This is a genomic window from [Clostridium] aminophilum DSM 10710 (assembly GCF_000711825.1).
Taxonomy (GTDB): domain Bacteria; phylum Bacillota; class Clostridia; order Lachnospirales; family Lachnospiraceae; genus Clostridium_R; species Clostridium_R aminophilum.
The window spans coordinates 50129-66380 of record NZ_JONJ01000008.1 but is presented as its reverse complement, the minus strand read 5'-3'; the positions used below and the strand labels follow the sequence as shown (position 1 = coordinate 66380).

General features: G+C 54.8%; 12 protein-coding genes. 1 reads left to right on the top strand and 11 read right to left on the bottom strand.

Features of this window, described 5'->3' with window-relative positions; genetic code table 11:
- Positions 1 to 34: 34 nt before the first annotated feature.
- The 10 genes from BR86_RS0106875 to BR86_RS0106820 all read right to left on the bottom strand — a co-directional run bounded on the left by BR86_RS0106875 (position 35) and on the right by BR86_RS0106820 (position 13866).
- Positions 35 to 1189 carry a TolC family protein gene (locus BR86_RS0106875; RefSeq protein ID WP_031472448.1) on the bottom strand — a complete coding sequence of 385 codons (1155 nt, stop codon included), beginning with the start codon at positions 1187 to 1189 and terminating at the stop codon, positions 35 to 37.
- A gap of 193 nt (positions 1190 to 1382) precedes the next feature.
- Positions 1383 to 4436 carry an efflux RND transporter permease subunit gene (locus tag BR86_RS0106870; RefSeq protein WP_031472446.1) on the bottom strand — a complete coding sequence of 1018 codons (3054 nt, stop codon included), beginning with the start codon at positions 4434 to 4436 and terminating at the stop codon, positions 1383 to 1385.
- 12 nt (positions 4437 to 4448) lie between these two features.
- Positions 4449 to 5582 (bottom strand): efflux RND transporter periplasmic adaptor subunit, encoded by a 1134-nt coding sequence (locus BR86_RS0106865; protein ID WP_031472444.1) that lies wholly within the window; start codon positions 5580 to 5582, stop codon positions 4449 to 4451.
- Positions 5583 to 5754: 172 nt separating this feature from the next.
- Positions 5755 to 6321 carry a TetR/AcrR family transcriptional regulator gene (locus BR86_RS15195; RefSeq protein ID WP_051684653.1) on the bottom strand — a complete coding sequence of 189 codons (567 nt, stop codon included), beginning with the start codon at positions 6319 to 6321 and terminating at the stop codon, positions 5755 to 5757.
- A gap of 382 nt (positions 6322 to 6703) precedes the next feature.
- Positions 6704 to 7420 carry a GntR family transcriptional regulator gene (locus BR86_RS0106850; RefSeq protein WP_031472440.1) on the bottom strand — a complete coding sequence of 239 codons (717 nt, stop codon included), beginning with the start codon at positions 7418 to 7420 and terminating at the stop codon, positions 6704 to 6706.
- A complete protein-coding gene (ispE, locus tag BR86_RS0106845) occupies positions 7417 to 8370 on the bottom strand; it encodes a 4-(cytidine 5'-diphospho)-2-C-methyl-D-erythritol kinase (protein ID WP_038288137.1) in 954 nt (317 codons plus the stop codon). Before ispE ends, BR86_RS0106850 begins: the two co-directional genes overlap by 4 nt.
- Positions 8371 to 8496: 126 nt before the next feature.
- Positions 8497 to 9351 carry a GNAT family N-acetyltransferase gene (locus BR86_RS14615; protein WP_038288135.1) on the bottom strand — a complete coding sequence of 285 codons (855 nt, stop codon included), beginning with the start codon at positions 9349 to 9351 and terminating at the stop codon, positions 8497 to 8499.
- Between the two features lie 2 nt (positions 9352 to 9353).
- The gene (locus tag BR86_RS0106835) at positions 9354 to 9872 is read right to left on the bottom strand and encodes a peptidylprolyl isomerase (RefSeq protein WP_031472434.1); all 519 of its coding nucleotides are present in this window, start codon (positions 9870 to 9872) and stop codon (positions 9354 to 9356) included.
- A 224-nt stretch (positions 9873 to 10096) separates the two neighbouring features.
- Positions 10097 to 12751 (bottom strand): AAA family ATPase, encoded by a 2655-nt coding sequence (locus BR86_RS14610; RefSeq protein ID WP_038288129.1) that lies wholly within the window; start codon positions 12749 to 12751, stop codon positions 10097 to 10099.
- On the bottom strand, positions 12748 to 13866 hold the full coding sequence (locus BR86_RS0106820; RefSeq protein WP_031472430.1) for a metallophosphoesterase family protein: 1119 nt from the start codon (positions 13864 to 13866) through the stop codon (positions 12748 to 12750). The genes BR86_RS14610 and BR86_RS0106820 overlap by 4 nt, the downstream gene beginning before the upstream one ends.
- Positions 13867 to 14389: 523 nt before the next feature.
- Between BR86_RS0106820 and BR86_RS0106815 the strand changes: the two genes are divergently transcribed.
- Positions 14390 to 15397: a zinc dependent phospholipase C family protein gene (locus BR86_RS0106815; protein ID WP_051684651.1), complete on the top strand. Its 1008-nt coding sequence runs from the start codon at positions 14390 to 14392 to the stop codon at positions 15395 to 15397.
- 170 nt (positions 15398 to 15567) lie between these two features.
- Here the strand turns inward: BR86_RS0106815 and BR86_RS0106810 are convergent, their stop codons facing one another.
- Positions 15568 to 16239 carry a hypothetical protein gene (locus BR86_RS0106810; protein WP_051684650.1) on the bottom strand — a complete coding sequence of 224 codons (672 nt, stop codon included), beginning with the start codon at positions 16237 to 16239 and terminating at the stop codon, positions 15568 to 15570.
- Positions 16240 to 16252 lie beyond the last annotated feature (13 nt).

Here is a 16252-nt window from a genome sequence, read left to right as displayed (position 1 = left end):
ACTGTTTTGCTTAAAATCGGCCCTCTGCCCGGCGTCAGCCGATGGTGATCAGACCGGCGCGGCCCCACTCATAATCATTCAGCGCCTTGACCAGTGCAAGGGACGCGGAAGTCTTCGCTCCCTCTGCCTGAGCATAGGACATCTGTTCCTGCAGATACTGAGCACGGTTCAGCATACCGAGACTCCATTTTCTCTCCGCTGCAGCCCTTGACGCCTGTGCGGCGGAAAATGCGGTCTGCGCCGCCTCATAAGCCTGCTTCTTTGACAGAATTTCCTGATACAGATTTTCCATCGCCGAGCGAATCTCCTGTTTGGAGTTCTCGACGGTACGGTTTTTGATTCCGCGGGCTCTCGTTCCCTTCGCGGAAGCGGATCTCGTGTCCATCAGCGTATAGTTGGACGCGATCGCCGTGTCCGTATCCGCATTCAGATCGAGATGCGCAATCCGCTCCGGATCCGGCTCCGGTACCGGGGAAAATGTCACCGGTTCATCCGCGCCGTAACCAAGAAGCACCTGGAGCGTCTGCCGCAGTGTCTGAAGTCCGGCATCCAGTTTCTGAACACTGTTTTCCGCCGAAAGCTCACCTTTCGCGGCGGAAAGAACTCCCGAGGTGGCGGCCAGTCCGAGACCATAGCTGTCCTGCGCGCTCTTGTATCCCTGCGCCGCAAGCTCCTGTGCGATCTGCGCGGTCTGCCGGTTCGCCTCGGTCTGCTGATACTGGATCAGCACATCCTCCACACTCTTGGTCAGATTGTTCTTTACCTGCCGGAGCTTTCTCTCATACTGTCCGGACAGGTCTTTGTTGCCGGTTTCGGCCGCCAGTCTCCGGAGCTCTCTCGCCGCGGATTTATATTCCTCATAGAGAAGGCGGTCCGCCTCTTTCACATCCCTCGCATCTTCCATCAGGCTGTCCGCCTCTTCCGCCATCGAATGTGCCGCCGCGCTGTTGATGGCGGAGCTGTTGATGGTCAGAAGCGTGTTCCGGTATGTCTGGTTATACAGTTCAATCCGGTCCGCAATCTCATCAAACTCAACCACCTTGTCCGCGAGCTGTGCCTTCCGCTCCTCCGTCATCTGTTCTTCCGAGACCTCGCCGGACGGACCGGCATAGGCCGCGGTCCCCCCGGAAAGCGTCAGAAGCGCGGCTGCCGCAAATGCGGCATACCGTTTCGCGAATTTATATTTCAACTGCATTCCTCCTGCATTCTGAACTGTTCCGACCAATCTTCCGATCCGTTCATGATCTGTCGTCCGATCCGTGTTCGATCAATCTTCCGGTCCGTCCCTGACCAGTCGTCCGGTCCGTCCCTGACCAGTCTTCCGGTCCATCCCAGATCAATCTTCCGGTCCGTCTTCGATCATTCTTTGATCACGATTCCGATCAGTCGATATCCATTGCATCCACTTTGCTTCTGCGGCTGACCACTGCGTAATAAACCGGAAGCATCAGCAGAGAAAGCACGGTCGAAGCCGTCAGACCGCCGATATTTACCATCGCCAGCCCCTGCATAACCTGTCCGCTTCCGCTGGTGGTCGCCGCCATCGGGATCATGGAGAGAACAGTGGTCATTGTTGTCATCAGAATCGGGCGAAGTCGGGTCGCACCGGCCTCAATCAGTGCCGTTTTCTGATCCATGGTCATCCGGTACTGATTCGCGGTATCCAGATAGAGAATACCGTTGTTTACTACCGTTCCGACCAGCATCAGGAAGCCGAGAAGTGATGTCATGCTGATCGAGATATCAAAGAAGAACAGCGATCCGAACACGCCGATCAGCGAGAACGGGATCGTGGACATAACCATCAGAGAGAATTTCGGAGACTCAAACTGTGCCGCCATAACGACGAAGATCAGGAAGATCGCCGTCAAAATTGCTTTTCCGAGCGATGCAAACTCATCGTTCATCATCTCGGTCTGCAGACTCTGGGCACGGGTGATGCCGTTCCGCATCTTCGGAGCCACGACATCCCGATAAATCTGATCGGAGATCGCGGTCTTTTCCTTTGCCGGAACGTCTCCCGCAAAGGCTCCGCTGATGGTCACCTGATACTGTTTGTTCTTTCTCTGGATGCTTCTCGGACTGTCCTCAAAATAGATATCCGCCACATCCGCCAGTGCCACGGAACCGCCCTTGCTGTTCGGAAGAATGATACTCTGGACGTCTTCGACCGTATCGTATTCATCGTCCGGATACTCCACCCGAACCTCGATATCATCACTATTGACCTTCAGCGTCATCGCCTTGTTTCCGGAAAGCATCATGTTGACCGTGCTTCCGATGGCCGCCGGTGAAAGTCCTTCCGCCTGTGCCTTCAGCGGATCCACATCAATCTTGACTACCGGTGCGGAGTTCTCCAGCGTGGAATGGATCTGGGTGATATCTCCCCTCTCCTTGAGGATCGACACAACCTCGTCCGAAGCGTTCTTCAGCTCATCATACTGAGCGCCCTGCAGCATATACTGAACATCCGACTCGTTGGAGGATCCGCTCATCGAGGTCGAACTGGACATCGTAAGCGTAATCCGGCAGTCCGGATAAGCCGTGAGAACCGGCTTCCATTCATTGATGATCTCTTTTGTCGACCGGCTCCGGTCCTTCTTCAGATATGCCGTAAGCGTTCCGGACGAGCCGCTCTGAACCGACAGACCGGTACTTCCGTAGGAGAGAAGGAAATGATCCACATCCGGATCCTTCTCAATAAAGTCCTCCACCCGGCCGAAGATCTCTCCGGCCTTCTGCATATCGGCGCCCGGCCGGATGCTGATACTGATCTGCACCTCTCCGTCATCGGTTGCCGGCATCAGCTCCGTATGGATCTTGGTCGCAAGGAAAAAGGAGAAGATCAGAAGTGCCACGCTGACCAGCATGACTCTCTTCTTTTTCTGAAGGAAGCCCTCCATAATACCGCGATAGCCGTCCTGCATCCAGATCAGAGCCTTCGACAGCGGCGCCTTCTCGCGCTCTCTCGGCTTATAGAGCACATAGCAGAGCGGAACGATCGTCATCGCCGACAGAAGTGAAGCGAGCATACAGAACACAATGGTGAATCCCAGCGGCTTGAACATCTGGCCGGACAGACCGGAGAGTGTCGCCAGCGGCAGGAATACAACGCAGGTAGTCAGGGTCGATCCGATGATGGACATCAGGACTTTACCGCTTCCGTCCAGCGCCGCCTCATGGAATTTGTCGAATCCCTTCCCTTCCGTTGAACGGAAACAGCTCTCCAGCACAACGATGGAGTTGTCGACCATCATTCCGACGCCGAGAACCAGCGCGCCGAGAGTAACGACGTTCAGAGAAAATCCCATCGTGCTCATCGCGATCAGAGCCACCAGAATCGATACCGGAATCGAGGTTCCGACGATCATGGACGCCTTGATATCGCCAAAGAAGAGCCAGATGATGATCATGGAAATGATGACCGCGGCAACCATTGCCTCCATTACGCTCTTCAGCGAGCTGTTAATACTGTCTGCGCTGTCGTTTACGACAACGATCTGAAGATTCGGATTCTCCGCGGTCAGGCGGTCAATTACCCGGTGTGCCTCTCTGGATACCTGCGCCGCCGAGGAACTGTCGTTCTTCTTCAGTGCCAACGCGATGGTATCCTTCTTGTCATATCGGCCGATACCGGCCGCATCCTTCAGCGTATTCCGGACATTTGCCACATCCTGAAGGTAAATGGTGTTGCCGGAAGATAACGTGATCGGAACATTTTTCAGTTTTTCCGCCGTGTCAAAGGTGGCGCCGGTGGTAACCGAAAGCTTCTGGTCGCCCACCTTCGTCTTTCCGGCCGGGATGGAAAAGTCCGCAGCAGAGATGGCCTGAGCCACCGCAGAAATACTGAGCCGGTACTGGCTCATTTTCTCCGGAATCAGCTCGATCTTCAGATACTGCTCCTGGCCGCCGCTGACATCCACGCTCGCGACGGAACTCAGTTTTTTGAATTCCGGAACGACGGTATTGTCCACATAGTTATAGAGATTCGATTCGGCGTCATTATTAACCGCCAGGGTCATGGACGCCTGCGCGTTCATATCCATCTCAATGATGGAAGGCGTATCCACATCATCGGGAAGCTTGTTTTTGACGCCGTCCATTGCCTTCTTCAGGTCATCATAGGCCTTATCCATATCCGAGCCGTACTCATACTGAAGAAGCAGGAAGGACATATTCGCATTCGAGTACGACGTGATATCCTTTACTCCGTTCAGTGTGCCGAGGGAATCCTCAATCGGCTGCGTAACCAGCGTATTGACGTCCTCCGGGTTGGCTCCGGGATAGGTCGCGTAAACGACCAGCATCGGCATTTCCATCTTCGGAATCAGCTCCATCTTGGATCCCAGAAAGGATGACACACCGAATACAAGAAGGCAGAGGACCACGAGAAATGTCGTGACCGGGCGCCTCAGAACTGATTTTGTAATACCCATTTCCGTGCCCCCTTACTTCGCCTGACCGGCCTGACTGTTCTCTTCCGCAGAACCGATCTCCGGATTTTCGTCCGTCTCCGGTGCTGTATCCGGTTCCGTGATCTGGACTTTCGCACCCTCAAAGAGCTCGGATGTCCAGGTCTGGATCACCCGGGAATTCATATCAATGCCCTCGAGAATCTCCGAGTTTTTGCTGTCATACACGCCAACCGTTACCGGAATCAGGTGAACCGTTGTGTTGTCATCGTCCACCGTGTATACCTGCGCCTGGCCGCCGTTATAATAAATGCAGTCGGTCGGAATCGTCATCACGTTTTCCGCCTTGCTTCCGACAACATAGAGTTTTACCGTTGCGCCGGTTGCGAGGTCGTCCGCACCATCCATGGACGCTTTCACCTTGAACAGTCCCGTCTGGCTGTCCACCATCGAGCTGATCTCGGTGATCTGACCGTAAAACTCTTTTCCCTGTTTCTCAACGCGGATACGGTCACCGACGTTCAGATTTTTCACAATACGGTCTGTGACATTGAAGGAAACGATTTTGGACCCTTCTCCGGAAATGACACAGATCACATTCTGCTGGGATACATTGTCATGCACCTCAACGCTCACGCTTTCCACGCGCCCTGTAATCGGCGCGGTGATATCACTGTATTCCATCTGATTCTTCAGATTCAGCTTTGCCGATTCCAGCTGAAGCGCCGCCGTGCGGGCAGAGGAGCTCGCCTGCTCAAGCTGCTGCTGGGAAATGTCTCCGGCCGCGGCAAGCGCCTGCATTCTGCTGAGATTGGTTGCCGCATCCGAGGCGGCAATCTGCGCACTGTCCCGGCTGATTCTCGCACTGTCAACCATTTTGGTATCAATATGAACCAGCTTCTGACCTTCCTGCACCACATCACCGGCACGAATTGCCACCTCAGTCACTTCACCGGCCGCCTTCGGAATAACCGAAACAGAATCCGCCGGCTCAATCGAACCGGTCAGTCCCGTCTCGACGTAGATGGATCCTGTCGACGGTTTTTCAACCACGACAGCGGGCACTGCCGATGCGACATCGGTTTCGGGTTTCTGCATAAAACGGAATACGATAATTCCGCCAAGCAGCACAGCAGCTGCTGCACCAATGATCAGTTTCTTCTTTTTCATAGAACGTTCTTTCCTCTCCGGCTCTCATCCGCCTGTTTATCAGGGTCCGATTTCTTCATCGGACCTTCTGTTTTGTCATTTGATCCTACGGTCCGTTCTCCGGGATTTTCGCATCCTTTTGAACTTCTGTCTCTCCGGACCTTCTGTATTTTCCGCTGCCGTCCGCCTGATCTCAGTCATCCGGACAGACCTCTCCGATCACGGCCACACCGCTGCGGAGAATCGACAGCATCGCAAGCTGCATAAAATTCTGAAATCGGGAAAATGGCATCTTCCGGAACTTTTCTTCTTTGTATGCCTCGTAGAAAGCCCGGAGTTTCCGCTCCATATCGGCGTTTTTCTCACTTTCTTCCACACAGGGAAAAAGTTTCAGCGCCGATTCCGGATTCTCATTCACGAGAATGTGGCCGATAAAATCACGGACCTGCGTATCCTGACAGTGCTCAATGATCATCTGAAAGATGTCGCGGAACATTTCCCATACATCCCCTCCGGTTTTTTTCAGTGATTTCTGTGCCTCCCGCTCGATGGCCCGCTGATAGGACTCCAGAAGATAGTTCAGAAGATCCCATTTGTCTTCAAAATACGTATAAAAACTTCCTCTGGAAATATCCGCATCTTTGACAATGCGGTTGATCGAAACAAGGTCCAGCGTCTGCGCTGCAAATTCACGAAATGCTGCCTGTCTGATCGCCTTCTGTTTTTCCATCGGAAGACGAAAAAACCGTTCTGTCGGCATATCGGTTCCTCCTAACCTTTTGCTCCTGTCTGCCATCCGGGTCCATACCGGATCTATGTCCGCATCGGTGCCACTTCTGCCTCGAACCGGCAGGGATCACCGAAAGACTCGTATCTCCATGGCTCCCGTTTAGTGACAATCTGTCACCCATTATAGTGACACCCTGTCACCTTGCCAACGCAGTTCACCTTTGTTTATGGTTTTTTTATCCTTCGACTGACTTTTGTTTAAAGATAATTTTTTTTCTTTCCCTCAGCGGCGTGCTCATCCCTCACAGCGCTTTTTACCATAGAAAGTGCGGAACTCTTTCCTTTGACAAAAAAACCGGAGCATGCCGCAATGACATGCCCCGGACCGTAATCCGTCGCAGACGGTGTCTCCGTCAGCGTTTTCCCTTTTTTGCCTGCGCCTGCTTCTCTTCCAGCGCCTCCTGATCTCTCAGGTTCTTTAATACCGTGAACTCCTGATTGTCAATATGCTCGCGGATCGCCTTGGACGCCTCCGGAATATTCTTCTCCAAAAGAGTCTTCATGATATGCTCATGTTCTCTGCAGAGCACATCATGTTGCTCTCCGTCCTTGATATACTCCAGACGGTAGCGGTACATCTGCTCCCGAAGGTTGTTCAGGATCTGAACAAGCTTTGCATTTCCGGTGGAATAGTAGATCACATCATGATACGCCTCATCAGACTCCGCGATCTTCAGGGAATCACCGGTGGCAATCGCCTGAACAAATACCTTCTCCGCCTCTTCCAGATCATGGTACTGCTCCGGCGTCATTCTGCGGCAGGCGAGGGTAATCGCGAGATCCTCCAGCGAACGTCTCACCTCGAGAACATCCTGCAGCATCTTGGAGGAAATCTTTGCGACCTCCGCGCCTCTGCGCGGGATCATCAGAACCAGTCCTTCCTGTTCCAACTTGTGGATCGCCTCACGGACCGGAGTACGGCTTACGCCGAGCTGATTCGCCAGCTTGATCTCCATCAGTCGCTCTCCCGGTGCCAGTTCTCCTTTCAGAATCGCCGCGCGAAGTGTCTTGAAGACAACATCTCGGAGCGGCAGATATTCCGTCATGTCAACTTCAAACTTATCTGTCACTTTCGTACCTCTCTTTCTGGTTTTAACGGCGCATACGGCTGTGTAAGATAAATTCTGGCACCGTCCTTCTCTCTTCGGGATTCCTCCCGGAATGTTCGATATGCATTTTCTGCGGCGTCTCCGGACCGGAAAATACCGAATACCGTCGGTCCGCTGCCGCTCATCATCGCCCGGTCCGCCCCGAGCGCCTCCATCTTCTCTGCGATTTCCGCAATCTCCGGATGCGCCGGAACCGTGACCTGTTCGAGAACATTTCCCATACACGGCAAAAGCCCGCCGATACTTCCGGCCTCAATGGCGCGGATCAGTCCATCGATATCCGGCCTGCTCTCCCGGAACCGCTCCGCTCTCTCCGAGTGATCTCCGTCTTCCGGCATAACCGCGTCCAGGTCCTGATATACCTGTTTTGTCGAGACCGGAAAGTCCGGCTTTACCACAAGGATACTGCAGTCCGGCATATCCGGAAGCTTTGTCAGTTCCTCACCGATTCCTTCCGCCAGAACCGTTCCGCGCATCACACAGAACGGAACATCCGCACCGAGGCGCAGCCCCAGCTCACAGAGTTTTTTCTCGTCGAATCCCATCCGGAACAGCCGGTTCACGCCGTACAGAACTGCGGCCGCATCCGTGCTGCCGCCCGCCATTCCCGCAGCCACCGGGAGATATTTCTCAATCCGGATCTCCACACCGGCCGTTTCTTCCATGCCGGTCTCCTGAAACAGGAGTTCTGCCGCGCGGTATGCCAGATTCCTTCGATCCGTCGGCAGAAAGGACAGACTGTTGTGAAGGACGATCCCCGGTGTCTTTTTCCGGGTAACCGTGATCCGGTCATAGATCCGGACCGACTGCATAATCATCCGTACCAGATGATAGCCGTCCTCCCTTGTCCCCGTCACATCCAGTCCGAGGTTGATCTTTCCGTATGCACGCAGACGAAGTGACTGTTCCATAGTGATTCCCTCCGGTCTCAATCGTTCAGGAATTCTCCCGAATCTTACACGATCATAAATATAATATTATTTATGTATACAATATATTTTATATCATGTACAGATAAAAAACAATTTCCTTTTTTACTATATTTCATCCGCTTTTCCGGCGGAATTGCACCGAAATCCCAGTTTTTTCGCAAGCCTCTGCGACGCGGTATTGTCATTTCGGATACGGAGAATCATTCCGCCCAGCTCCATCTCTTCCTCCGCATAGCGGAGAACCGCACGGCAGGCTTCCTCCGCAAAACCCTGTCCACGGTATTCCGGGTAAATGTGATAGCCCAGTTCGCCGGTGCCAATGCCGCAGTCCGGCTTTCCCCCTCCAAAGCCAAGAACATAAATCCGCTCCGGACGTGCCGTCTGCCCTTGTCCCGGCTTCTCCGGGCTCGCTGCCTGCCCTTGTCCTGACGTCTCCGGGCATACTGTCTGCCCATACGCTAACTGCTCCGGACATGCCGCCTGCTGCCATGCAGTGATATCTTCTCCTTCCACGATATCCGTAATCCCGGCTTTCCCGATAATCCGGCCGCTCGCCTTCTCTTCCAGAGCCCAGAGACCGTATTCGGAAAACCGGTACTGATGACGAATATACGCCCTGCGCGTCTCCTCTTCGGCGAAGACGCCGCAGTCCCAGGGGTTTGGTTTCTCCAGAGGGTCGCTGTCCGTAAACTCCCGGATCCTGAGCCGTGGAGTGTCTGCGATGATCCACGGAAGGTGAAGATGCCGCCGTGCCGCTTTTTCCAGAAGTTCTGCAGTCACATCCTCCACGCCCGTCACAAGATAGAGGCAGGCATCCAGCCCGGAAGTATCCCGGTTTTCCCTCCATATACCGACAATGGCTCCCCCTGCTGCTTTCGCGGCAAGGAGAGCCTTGTTCTCGTCGGAAACCGTGACCGGGCAGATTCTCCCGTCCACGGAAACATTTACCGTATATTTCAAGATCAACGTTTCTCCGGTTCCGGATATTCCTGTCCGAAGGTATCCACGGTCATCTTTGCGATCTTCTGGTCCTTCAGCGGACGATCATCAAAATCGGTGCGGGTTCCTGCGATCTTGTCGAGAACCTCGAGGCCGTCCGTCAGCATTCCGAACGCCGCATACTGGCCGTCCAGATAGGAAGCCTCCGCGTGCATAATGAAGAACTGGGAACCGGCGGAATCCGGGTCCATGGTTCTCGCCATCGAGAGAACGCCCTTGGTGTGCCGAAGATCATTCTGGAAACCGTTGTCCCGGAACTCTCCTTTGATCTCATAGCCCGGGCCGCCTGCGCCGGTACCTTCCGGATCGCCGCCCTGGATCATAAATCCTTTGATGACACGATGAAAGATCAGGCCGTCGTAAAAGCCCTTTTTGATCAGGCTGACGAAATTGTTGACCGTGTTCGGTGCAACATCCGGATAAAGCTCCGCTGTCATCACTCCGCCGTCTTCCATCTCAATCGTTACCACCGGGTTCTGCATAGTATTGCCCTCCTTAAATTTCCCGTGCGCATCTGCGCGGAAATTTCCTGTTCCATACATACAGGTTCATTCTACAGCATGCGAAAGATGCGAACAACCTGTTTTTTCGGAAAACCGTCTTAAAATACCGTTGATAAGCACCCTGCCGGTTCGCGCCTTCCGCCGGAAGCCGAATCCGGCATCCTCCGTCCACCGTCCGGACCTGCATCCCATCCGTCCCCGCATTATCCGTGGCAGGTGAGAATGATCACCTGATATTCTGCCGACACGGCGTCCAGAAATTTTCTTGCCCGCTCCTGCTTTTCGTCATCCAGATTGACGAACGGATCATCGAAAATCAGAAACGGCTTTTCGCCCGGATACATCGCGTCCGTCATCGCCATTCGCGAGCACAGACCGATCATGTCACGGATTCCCGCGCTGAAGCAGGCCTCCTCCCGGAGCGCGCCGCATTCCGACACCCGGACACAGAGGGAGGAATCGATCCGGAATGTATCCCCGTCCTCCCCGGTCAGAAGCCGGTAATATTTCCGGAACGAACGGCTGACCGGATCAAGAAAGCGGGCAGAATATCGTTCCGCCGCCTTTTCCAGATACTCTGCGGTTTTTGAGATCACCGCATACCGGCGGGTCAGCTTCTCCAGTTTCTCCGTCTCTTCGATCCGCTCTTCTTCCGCCTCATCCAGGCGGCCAAGTTCTTCCCGAAGCGCCTCGGCCTGTGACTCAAGCCTCCGCTTTTCTGCCAGAATGCGCTCTTCCTCCTCTTCCAGGCGCGCATTTTTCTCGCCCAGTTCTCCGCCGCTCATCACCGGTGCCGATCGGTCTGCCTTCGCAATCCCTTCGTGCTCCGCCTCAAATACTTCCCTCGCGCATCTCGCCTCACGGAAGTCGGATTCCGCACGGTCATAGGCCCGCGTGCGGTCACGCAGATCCGTCAGCTGATTTAGATACGGCTCCGACGGCCGGATTCCGAGCGTGCGGAGATACTCCTCCACCCGGGCCTTCCGCTCCCGTATCTCCTCCCGGCCTTTTCTCGCGCCGGCGTTTCTTGCGGAGAGAATCCGGTATTCCGCCGCATCCTTTCCCATACGCACCAGTGTCTCCGTCCACTGTCCTTCTTCCGGAATCTCCATGTGATGCCGCTGTGCATATTCCGTGAGTTCGGCCGAAATGTCCCCGATGGTCTCTTCATAACCGGAATTGCGGAATTCCTTGTACTGCTTCAGCAGTTCCCGGTAATCCTGTGCCCGGCTCCGGATCTCATAGAGGTCGTCGCTCACACGGTCCGGCGCGTAAGCCATACCGCAGTGATAAAAGAAATCCCGGACTGTTTTCTCCAGTTTCGCCGCATCTTCCCTGGCGGTCCGAACCCGATCGGAGAGTTCCTGAAATTCCTCTTCCGATTCCCGCTCTTCCGCCTGCTGCTTCCGACCGCCGAATGACAGCCCGATCAGCATAAGACCTGCCAGCGCTGCAGCTGCTCCGAATCCCACCCGGGAAATGGAAGCGCCCGCGTCTGTCAGAAGAAACACGGCCGCGCAGCCTGCGGCAAAGATCAGAATTCCGAGGATTCTCCGGATCCGGTTACTTGTTTCCGCTGCGGCTCTCCGCTCACTGCCGCTCCGTCGCCGGAGTTCCTCCCGAAGCGCTTTTCTGGCCGCTTCGCTGCTCTCAATCTCGCTGCGGATTTTCCCAAGCCGCTCCCAGGCGCCAACCGCCGCGCGAATCTCCGCTTCCTCCGGAAGAGCTGCCGTAAAATACGCCGATCCCTCGGCGAGCCGTTTTTCCTCTTCCTCCGTGAGACGGTGTTCCGCAACCCAGTGTTTCATCTTTTCCATCCGGCGCGATTTCTCCACCAGATCGTCCAGTTCCTGTTCCTCCGGAATGCCCGCATGGAACAGCCGGATCAGGCGATTGAATTCTTCGGTCTCCGCCTCGTTCAGATGCTCGGCAAACGACGTCATTTCCGCCCCGGAAAGCGTCCCCGCCTCCCGGATCATCGTCTCAAGCGCCGCATTTGCCGGAATTCCCCCCGCAAACGTTTTCCGAAGACGCTCGGCTTCCTGTGCCGCCCTCTTCTCCGCGCCGAGCAGATCGTCATACCGCTGAAAAAGAAGCATCCGGTCGCTGGATTCGGCCATCTTCGACGCCGTTTCCGCCAGTTCCTTCTGCTGAAGATCGATCTCATCTTTCCGGCGGCGGCACTCTGCAATCCCGCCCGAAAGTTTTTTCAGTGCATCCTCCGCCGAACGCCGTCCGCGCAGAATACCGTCCAGCTCGGCAATGCGTTCCCGGGTCTTCGAGATCGCGCCGGTCTTCCGGTCGGGAGTCAGCCGGTCCTGCTCTTTCTTCAGCCGCTCCTTCACCTCACCGTATCGCTCCATATCCCCGCCGGTCTGCGATTTGTCGCCGATCCGCGCGTGAATCACGGATGTAGAAGACGTCGACACATCCATCTGCGCGGTAAACACGGTTCTGGAAAATGACTCCGCATCGATCCGGAAGATCTCCTCTCCGATCCGGTCCGTGAACACGTCCGTCGGCTTTCCGGTCACTTCATCGAAGACCTGAAACAGATCCTCTTTTTCCCTGCTTCCGAAAATGCGCTCGATCCGGTATGGATGTCCGTCAATCTCAAACGTAAGCGAACCGCCGTACGCGCCGCCCGCGTTCCACGGACGGAAGCGGCGGCGTTCATTGTCCAGCCCGCTCCGCTTCGCACCTCCGCTGAAACCGTAGAACATGATGCGGATAAATGCGGCCAGCGTGCTCTTTCCCCAACCGTTCTCCCGAAGGATCACCGTCATCGGCCGGTCAAAGGTCATGTCTGTTCCGGAGAGTTTTCCGAAGTTCTCAATGTGCAGACTCCGAAGTCTCATAATTCGTCCACCTCCCCGCTGAGTTCACGGATTCCGCATCGAAGGATCTCTGCCTTCTCTTCCTCCGGAATCTCCGCCTGTTCCACAAGCCGCACAAACTCGCCGCGCAGCGAGGTGTCATACCGGAAGCTCTCATAATCGATCTCAATCCCGGTGCGGTCTTCCACCTCAAAATGGAAAAACTCTTTTTCCATGCTGCGGCGGAGAAAGAGAATATTCTTCTCCGCATCCGCCGGAATCTTTCCAACCAGAAGAGCCCGGATCAGGTCTCCTTCGTGGATGATGTTCTCCGCTTTCTGCCGCTCCATCTCCTCACGGATCCGTTTCGCCATCCGGTCGGAATCCGCGCATCCGCTCACATCCACCGGGATCTCCCACAGACAACGTCCCGCAAACGGGATGAAATGCCGCTTCATCCGCAGTGTGTCCTCGTCGATCTCGAGTGTCACAAAACCGTGTTCGCCGCACTCGTCAAAACCGCGGCCCTCAAGACATCCCGGATAACAGAATATCCCCCGGCCGTCCAGCTCGCCTTCCTGATGGGAGTGGATATGCCCGAGCGCCAGATAATCCACTCCCCGCCCGCGAAAAGCGGAGAGGGAAATGGTCTCTGCCTTCGACCGCGCGTGGTACCCTGCCGCCTGTCCGTGCAGCATCACGATGTTGAAACATTCCGGATTCAGCAAAAGCGCCAGACCTTCCCCGACGCGGGGCGTCCCGTCCATCGCCGCCGCGGAAAGCCGGATTCGTCCGTCCGCATCCAGAGAACACGTCTCCCACTCATTTCCGAATACATGGAGATTGTCCGGCAGATCCTCTGTGACGCCAAGGAAATCCGCGCCGGTGTCGTGATTGCCCGGAACATACCAGAATTTCATCTCCGGATGATCTCTCAGGGCACCGAGGACGGTATTGCGTACCGTCGCGGTCACTCTCGCGCTGTCCGTGAGATCACCGGCGATCAGGATATGATCTGTGTGCGCTTTCGCCGCCTCTTCAATCATATCCAGAAATGTCCCGAGGATTTCCTGGCGGCGCACAGCCGCCTCTTCTTTATCAAAATTTGCCGACATCCTCGAGTCCAGATGAATGTCGGCACAGTGAAGAATTCTCAATATATGCCTTCCTTTCTGCGGCATTTCCGTAAGGCCGCTGCCGTCCGGAAAAATGCCTTTCCACCCCGGTCCGCGCATTCGGAACCCGCGGAATCTCCCCGCTTTTTCTCCCGGTTCCGTCCGTCTTGCCGAGGTTCATGGCGTATTATATCATGCATCTGCGGAAATCTTAAACCCGATGCGGTTCATATTTCGTTCATATTTAATTCGAAATTCTTTTACAAAAAGAACACCGTTTCGACATGAACGCTCCCTATAATGAAGTTGTAATCAAAAAGAGATTACGGAAATTGCTTACAAGTTTTTTTCATAATACTGAGCTGATCATAGTTCAGCTCTCCTCCCTTTTCAAATGGCCTCCCACTGCTGGGGAGGCCATTTGTTATATCCCGAACAGTTTTTATTTTCTCTATATGATCCCGGCAAAATCGCCGATATTACTTCTGTGCTATACTGAACATGCAGAAATGCGCACACCGGAATCTGACTTCTCTCGCTGTGCGGAACATAGAAAGGAACTGACATGCCCGGATTTACCACTCATTATATATTCGGTCTGAAATCATACCGGCACCTCGACAGCTGCCGGCTGAAATATCTGATCTCCCGCTACCGCGGTCTCTATCAGCTCGGCCTTCAGGGCCCGGATATGTTCTTCTATTATATCCCCGGGCTCCGGCACCGCGGTTTCAACAACGTCGGCTCGACCATGCATTCCTACCGCACGGGGGATTTCTTCGAGACCTTCATCCGTCACATCGGCTCGACCGACTCCAACACCCGTCAGGGTCAGGCCATCGCCTACCTCGCCGGCCTTCTGAGTCACTACGCGGCTGATTCCATCTGCCATCCGTATATCTATGCTCTGTCGGATCACTGTGTGGAACACCCGAACGCCGCTTCCTACGGCCGTCACGCCGAACTGGAAAATGACATCGACGCCATCCTTCTGTGGCATTATAAAAAGAAAAAACCGTCGGAATTCAGCCAGACGGCGACGATCCTTCTGAACGGACAGGAGATCCAGTTTATCAGCCGGTTTCTGTCGGAATGCATCAATTCCGTCTACTACCCGGTGACGGTGCACTCGACCTTCCGCGTCACGCCGGCGATGGTGCACCGCTCGATCATTGCCATGAAGATCGGCACCCGGACACTCTCCGACTCCAAAGGACACAAACGCCTCGGCCTCGCGGTTCTCGAATCGCTGGTCATGCGCCGTCCGGTGGCATCCGCGAAAATGGTGACAGACGGCGTCGTCGACTACCACGGATGTCTCAACACCGCCCATGAGCCGTGGATCAACCCCTGGGATCCGTCTCTGATATCCACGGAATCCTTCCCCGATCTTTTCGGGAAGACCATCGAAAAAACCGACGGAATCTTCCGGATGCTGAATCACAGCATTGAATGCCCGATCTCGCTCCAGCGTCAGAATCTGGAAGAACTTCTGACTGTCATCGGCAGCAATTCCTATCACTCCGGCCTTCCGACCGGACACGAGATGGTTGAAACAAAACTACCGGTATAGCTGCCGAAAAACGACGGCTGCGATGAATGGAAGGCCGCAATGAATGCAACGAATTCCTGCCGGAGCATGCGTATCAGAAAACGCAGGCTCAGCGGGCTGTCTCATGACACAAAAAGGCGGCAGAGAAACCGTACCCAAACGGTTCCTCTGCCGCTTTCTTTCGCAGTTTCTTACTGCGCCTTTGTCTCCGTCTCTGATTCTGTCTCGTCCGCTTCCTCTTCCTCCGCTTCGGAGCTGCTCTCCGTCTCCTCGGCCGCTGCGGAGGTCTTCGCCGCAGCCGCCTCTTCGGCCGCATGCTTCTTCAGCACTTCGAGCGCTGCCTTGGTATCCGGAAGCTTGAAATCCTCTCCGGCCGGATACTCGCAGTCAAGATACCAGGTATCCCGGTCATCCTTGGTGCTGTCCGGCATGATCCCGAGCGATACGCCGTAATCCTTCCAGAGACCGCCGTAGGAATTCTCATCCGACATGGCAATCTTGCCATCCTGCGTTGCGACAATATCGTTGAACATCTTCAGCGCATCTTCCGCATAGCGTCCCAGGTCCTCGGCGGAGAACTTATCATCAACCGCCCAGAGAAGCATGATCTCCTTGGTCTCCTGATTCAGATAAATACTGAACTTGACACTGTTCGGATACTCTGTTTTATCATCAAAGATCGAATGAGCGTCGTCTGCGACCTGCTCCCAGTCAATCTCAACATTCTCCGGCGCACCGTCCTCCGGATTGCCCGTCACGGCAACGGTCTGGTGATCGGCATTGACAATATTACTCTTTGTACATCCGCCCAGCATCGCAAGGGATGTCAGAACGACTGCTGCGGACAGTAACGGCTTTTTCATTCGGTAACCTCCA